Raw genomic sequence first — 6255 nt, forward strand, 5'->3', positions numbered from 1 at the left:
TAATTAGATCACATGTACGCCCTACTTTCAGGCTTTTTTAACTATCAGTGAGTTCTTGATAGTCTGTTATAACTTTTTGATAGTATGGCTTATCTTTATTGAGCATTTTATTATAATGATTTATAAGTTGGCTTTGGTACATAACGTTTTCTGTATTGATAAAGTCCCACATTTTGTGGCCGGTGTGACTAATCTCATTATTGGTATTAAAGCTCACTTCTATTACTTCATAAAAACGTTTGTTGTCGTAAACTATTTGCTCACTTATAAGCCCTAAGCCTAGTTGCTTTAAACCGACTCGCAACTTATAAGTGTGATGCACTGGACATAAAATAAACCGAACATTATTTAAATGCTCCACTGCATTATTAGCCGTAATTTGTTGTATTAAACTTAACAACAGCTCACCGCCAACACCTGCTATTACAACTACTTGGCTTTTACTTTGAGCAATTTCAATTTTGCCTACATCCTGACATAAGACCTGCCACTGTGGATTTTTATTACAGGCTTTTTGTAATTTATTAATAGATGATAATTGCGCTTCTAGGTCGTTCATTAAAGTGGCGACTATATCAACAAAAATAACCTGCTCTGCAGCTACGCGTTTTAATAGCGCCATGCCTAAATAACCATGGTCGCAGCAGCAATCCCAAATAATATCGTGATGCTGCGAAATTAATGTATTAATGGCAGTTAGGCGTTTACTGAGCTTCATTTAAGCAGATATTTGTGACGTTTTATAGACAAGCGCTTTTAAGCTTCTGTCGCTGTCTACTTCAGTAAAACGCTCAGTAGGGGCTAGGCGCTCAACAAATTCAATTGCGCCTTGGGTGTGCTCGTTTATTAACGCTTTAAACGCCTCTTCGCTAAGCTCTGGGCTATTAGCGCACAATAACAATTGTGTGGTATCACAAAGTAGCTCTGGCAATCTGCGCAGTACTTTTTGGTAGTCTTTAGTTAATATAAAGCTGCCTTTTTGAAAGCTTGGCGGATCAACTATTATTAAGTCAAACGGGGCTGCTTTTTTTAGTTTACCAAACGACTTTAAAATATCATGAGGTAAAAAGCTTACGCCGCGCTCAAAACCGTTTAGTTGATGGTTTTGCTTGCCTACTTTAAGTACGCCTTTGCTCATATCCATGTTCATTACATGATCTGCCCCGCCTTGCATTGCTGCAAGCGAAAATCCACACGTATACGAAAACAAATTAAGCACTTTGCCATGCTTACTATTAGCCATTACAAACTCACGGCCGCTTCGCATGTCAGGAAATATCCCGGTATTTTGACGGCTCTGTAAATCAACCAAAAAACGAATGCCGTTTTCGGTTACAACATGCGGGTTAGGTAATTGCCCATAAACCACGGTGTTTTGGCTTTGCACACCAGCGCGTTGCTGATACACAAGTGAGCTAATAAGCTCAGGCTGATTTGCTTGCGCCCACTGCCACACTACATCGGTAAGCTCGCTTAGTGTTTGCTCGTCAATTTCGTCGTACGAAACTAAAAATAAACTTGGCGGATAAAAGTCTAAATTTATATGGCTTAACGCCTCAATACTGTGGCCTCGACCATGAAAGACACGGCACAGTTCATTTTTTAAAATTGGCGCATCTTCAAGCGCAGTAATAAGAGGAGTAAAGTTTGCTGTCATTTTTAATTTATCAACTGTTGTTGTAGTTCATGTATTTCATCGCGAACAGAGCCCGCTTTTTCAAATTCTAGGTCGCTTGCGTATGCATGCATTTTGGTTTCAAGCTGCTTAATTTGCACTGTAATTTCTTTCGCGCTAAGTACCTTTTTAGAATCTTTACGAATAAGCCTTAAATTGTCTTTAGGGCCGGCCTCTTCGCCTACATCCATCGCATCAAGAATCTTTTTGGCTAGTGAATGCGGTTCAATACCGTGTTCAACATTATAAGCATGCTGAATTTCGCGTCTGCGCGCTGTTTCGTCCATGGCCTTGGCCATCGACTTTGTAATTTTATCACCGTATAAAATTGCGCGGCCATCTAAGTGACGTGCAGCACGACCAATGGTTTGAATAATTGAACGCGCTGAGCGTAAAAAGCCTTCTTTGTCAGCATCTAATATTGCTACTAGTGCTACTTCTGGCATATCCAAACCTTCTCGAAGTAAGTTAATGCCCACTAACACATCAAACACACCCGCACGTAAATCTCGAATAATCTCAACGCGCTCAACGGTATCTATGTCTGAATGCAAGTAACGCACTTTTACGCCATGCTCACTTAAGTAATCGGTTAAATCCTCAGACATACGTTTGGTCAATGTGGTTACAAGTACGCGTTCGCCTTTCTCTACACTTTTATAAATTTCTGATAGGAGGTCGTCAACCTGATCGCCCACTGGGCGCACTTCAATAAGTGGGTCGAGCAAGCCTGTTGGGCGAATTACTTGCTCTGCAATTGCGCCCACACAACGTTCTAATTCAAAGTCGCCTGGCGTTGCCGATACATAAATAGTTTGTGGTGAAATAGCTTCAAACTCTTCAAAGCGCAGCGGTCTGTTGTCCATTGCTGAGGGCATTCTAAAGCCATATTCAACTAGGTTTTCTTTACGGCTTCTGTCGCCTTTATACATTGCGCCAATTTGCGATACGGTTACGTGCGATTCATCAATAATCATCAATGCATCGTCTGGGAGATAATCAAGTAACGTAGGCGGTGGATCGCCTGGCGTACGGCCAGATAGATAGCGGCTATAGTTTTCGATGCCAGAGCAATAACCTAGCTCTCGCATCATTTCCATATCGTATTGCGTACGCTGCGTTACGCGTTGCTCTTCTACTAATTTATTAGCACTGAGTAACTGGGCTCTTCGATCTTTTAGTTCTTCTTGTATTTTATCGATAGCACCGAGTATTTTTTCACGCGGGGTAACGTAGTGTGTTTTTGGGTAGATAGTGGTACGGACTATGTGCTTTTCAACAGCGCCAGTGAGCGGATCAAAAATACTTAAGCGCTCTATTTCGTCATCAAACATTTCTACTCGAACAGCAAATGTGTCTGATTCTGCAGGGAATATGTCGACCACTTCGCCACGTACACGGTATGTACCTCGGCTAAAATCTATGTCGTTGCGGGTATATTGTATTTCAGCTAGGCGACGTAGCATGTCGCGTTGATCTACTTTTTCGCCCACTTTTAAAAGTAGCATCATTTTCATGTACGATTTAGGGTCGCCCAAACCATAAATAGCCGATACCGAGGCCACAATAATAGTATCGCGACGCTCAAGCAGTGCTTTGGTTGCGCTTAAACGCATTTGCTCTATGTGCTCGTTTATAGAGGCATCTTTTTCAATAAAAGTATCGCTTGATACAACATAGGCTTCTGGCTGGTAGTAATCGTAATACGATACAAAATATTCAACCGCATTTTTAGGGAAAAACTCTTTCATCTCCCCGTATAGCTGCGCGGCAAGCGTTTTATTGTGCGCCATTATTATTGTTGGACGGTTTAAATCGTTAATAATATTAGCCATGGTAAAGGTTTTACCTGTACCAGTAGCACCTAATAACGTTTGGTGTGCAAGGCCAGCTTCTAGCCCTTCGCAAAGCTGTTTAATTGCTGTGGGCTGATCGCCTGCTGGTTTAAAATGTGATTTTAACTGAAAATGGTCGCTCAATTATTGCACTCCTGTAACGATTCGCCGCTCAGCGCCTCTAGTTTTTTCATAAACCATTTATACGCCACTATTGCTGTAAATAAGTTACCTAACGCAGCGCCAATAAACAGCCCTAATAATCCGGCTATTTCATTGCCTATATAAGCAAATGGTACATAAAATATGAATAACCGAATGACACTTAAAACCAATGCATACATTGGTTTGTGTAAAGCATTAAACGATGAGTTTGATAATATGATCACCCCTTGTAAGCCGTAGCTTAGCGGGATGGTATAAATAAAGAGCTTAATTACATCGATTACGGCTTGTTCTTTACCAAACAATTGACTTATAACGCCTGAGAATGCAATTAGTAATACGTAGATGGCAAATTGCCACACCATCACAAATTTTAGTGTGCCGGTGTACGCTTCTTTAACGCGGCATAATTTGCCAGCACCAAAGTTTTGGCTAACAAATGGCGGTAATGTCATAGATAGCGCAAGCACTAATATACTTGCAATCGATTCTATTCGACTTCCTACTCCAAATGCAGCTACGGCTTCTGGGCCATGGTGTGCCACCAAAGCGGTCATTACAGCCATTGCAACGGGTGTAAGCATGTTCGCGCCGGCAGCAGGCAGACCAATTTTTAATATCTTACGGATAGCGCCAGCCACTGTTTGCTTGCCTGCTTTTAGGCTCAACAAACGCTTTTTAAACGCTAATATATATAAAATAATAACGACAGCGACCGACCACGCAATAACACTTGCTATGGCGGCGCCTTGAATTCCTAACGCTGGTACAGGCCCAAAGCCAAATATTAGTACTGGATCGAGTATGGCGTTTATCAACCCTGCTCCGCCCATAACTATACTTGGCGTTTTTGTATCGCCACTGGCGCGCAGTACTGAGTTACCAATCATTGGGGTTATTAAAAATACACTACCGATAAACCATATATTCATGTATTCGTGTATTAACGGTAATACTTGTGCGCCCGCTCCTAGCAGAGTAAATATGGGGTCAATCAGTAAATAACCAATAGATGACAACACAATAACCAAAACCACACCAACCATTAAAGAAATACTGGCATCAAAACGCGCTTCATCTATTTTATTACTACCGAGTGCTTTTGCTATTACCGCCGATGTACCAATCCCCAGCCCTATTGCTAAGCTTATAACGGTAAAGGTAACCGGAAATGTAAAGCTCACCGCTGCAAGCGGTTCGGTGCCAAGTAAGCTTATAAAAAATGTATCGACAATATTGAACATCATTAACGTGATCATGCCGAATATCATCGGAATGGTCATCGTCTTTAATGTTGGCAAGATGGGATCGTTTAGTAAATCTGGGCGATTCTGGGATTTTGAAATTGCGCGCATGAAATAAATAGGCCTCTTTTACTGAACGAATCATTTTAAAGCATCAAGGCAGTTCAAGCCACGGATTTATCACTACAATTGAAGTAATTAAAGAAGTAAAGATTCGAAAAAATAGTAAAACTTAGTTTTTACATCTTTTTGTTAAAATAGAGCCTAAACACCGCAAAAAACAATTAAAACACATTTTTATAACTTTTATTACAAACACCCAGTGATATCTGATGCTTTTTTACACAAAGGTGATGCTTGGTTTATCGTTACGAAAAAATTCCCTCATCGAGTTGCATCTATTCTGCATCAAATCATAACTCATTGTTTTATATTAAATTAAAAATAATGATTTAAAAGCTTGAAATCGTTGTAGCGCCCTAAACCATTGGTGCCGATGATGTTCTTAAAGTTTCATAAACAGAGTTATCCACAGAAACCGTGGATAACTCATTCAAACCCGCATTTATAAAGGCTTTGAGAGAGCCGCCATTTTCGGTGATATCTAGCCAATTGATCATTTGCTATTTGTAGCATTTTTATAAACTCACGCTAAAAACTGAAGCTCTCCAATTTTTCTTCTTAACATAGTTGTACGGTTGGTATAAAAATACGTTTACCATAAAGTTAAGTTATTGATTGTTCTATTTTTGAACGGATAAAGTAAATACCTATTTTATTCATAGTAATTAGATCACAATTTAGATCACAAAATATTTCTGTGGATATACGCGTAGGTATATTTTTAAAAATTTAAAACAAAAACAAATTTAATATTGAAAATACCGCCAAGTAAAAAATGAGTTTTTATGTTTTTGAGTTGTTTTTTAATAACAAGCCACTTTAATAACGTGTTTAATTTAACCAATTTAAAGACTCTGCAATAATAAAAGTCACACTGTTATTCTTAAATTTCAAAAAAAATAACTTTAATAGAGCTATAAAACACGCAGATCGAACACAAAAACAACGAATAAACCTCTTTTTTCAATTTATGACTTTTATATGTTGACACTTTGCGGCTCGGTCATTAATATTTCGCCCCGTTGAAAGGCAAGACGCTTCCCCCTTAGCTCAGTTGGTTAGAGCGACGGACTGTTAATCCGCAGGTCCCCCGTTCGAGTCGGGGAGGGGGAGCCAAGTTTTTCAACCATAAACGATTCCCCCTTAGCTCAGTTGGTTAGAGCGACGGACTGTTAATCCGCAGGTCCCCCGTTCGAGTCGGGGAGGGGGAGCC

At 40.0% G+C, this 6255-nt stretch carries 4 protein-coding genes and 2 tRNA genes; 2 read left to right on the forward strand and 4 right to left on the reverse strand.

The window, feature by feature from the left end; all coding sequences use genetic code 11:
* Positions 1 to 37 precede the first annotated feature (37 nt).
* From WNY98_RS18800 to WNY98_RS18815, 4 genes are read right to left on the reverse strand one after another with little or no spacing between them, the layout of a single operon-like run.
* On the reverse strand, positions 38 to 718 hold the full coding sequence (locus WNY98_RS18800; RefSeq protein WP_342878638.1) for a tRNA (adenine(22)-N(1))-methyltransferase TrmK: 681 nt from the start codon (positions 716 to 718) through the stop codon (positions 38 to 40).
* On the reverse strand, positions 719 to 1657 hold the full coding sequence (locus tag WNY98_RS18805) for a class I SAM-dependent methyltransferase (protein WP_342878639.1): 939 nt from the start codon (positions 1655 to 1657) through the stop codon (positions 719 to 721). It abuts the gene before it with no gap.
* 2 nt (positions 1658 to 1659) lie between these two features.
* Positions 1660 to 3654, reverse strand: a complete 1995-nt coding sequence (uvrB, locus tag WNY98_RS18810) for an excinuclease ABC subunit UvrB (RefSeq protein WP_342878640.1) — start codon at positions 3652 to 3654, stop codon at positions 1660 to 1662.
* Complete coding sequence (locus tag WNY98_RS18815; protein WP_076924862.1) at positions 3651 to 5030, reverse strand: MATE family efflux transporter; 1380 nt, start codon at positions 5028 to 5030, stop codon at positions 3651 to 3653. The genes uvrB and WNY98_RS18815 overlap by 4 nt, the downstream gene beginning before the upstream one ends.
* 1051 nt (positions 5031 to 6081) lie before the next feature.
* Here WNY98_RS18815 and WNY98_RS18820 point away from each other — a divergent pair.
* Together WNY98_RS18820 and WNY98_RS18825 are read left to right on the forward strand one after the other, a co-directional pair.
* Positions 6082 to 6158, forward strand: a tRNA-Asn gene (locus WNY98_RS18820).
* Between the two features lie 21 nt (positions 6159 to 6179).
* Positions 6180 to 6253 (forward strand) — tRNA-Asn (locus WNY98_RS18825).
* Positions 6254 to 6255 lie beyond the last annotated feature (2 nt).

Origin of the sequence: Pseudoalteromonas sp. AS71, assembly GCF_038900275.1 — a bacterium.
Lineage (GTDB): Bacteria > Pseudomonadota > Gammaproteobacteria > Enterobacterales > Alteromonadaceae > Pseudoalteromonas.

Bases quoted from the DNA above. Each gene is read 5' to 3' on its own strand.
- WNY98_RS18800 (WP_342878638.1), bottom strand. From the start codon at position 718: ATGAAGCTCAGTAAACGCCTAACTGCCATTAATACATTAATTTCGCAG.
- WNY98_RS18805 (WP_342878639.1), bottom strand. From the start codon at position 1,657: ATGACAGCAAACTTTACTCCTCTTATTACTGCGCTTGAAGATGCGCCA.
- WNY98_RS18815 (WP_076924862.1), bottom strand. From the start codon at position 5,030: ATGCGCGCAATTTCAAAATCCCAGAATCGCCCAGATTTACTAAACGAT.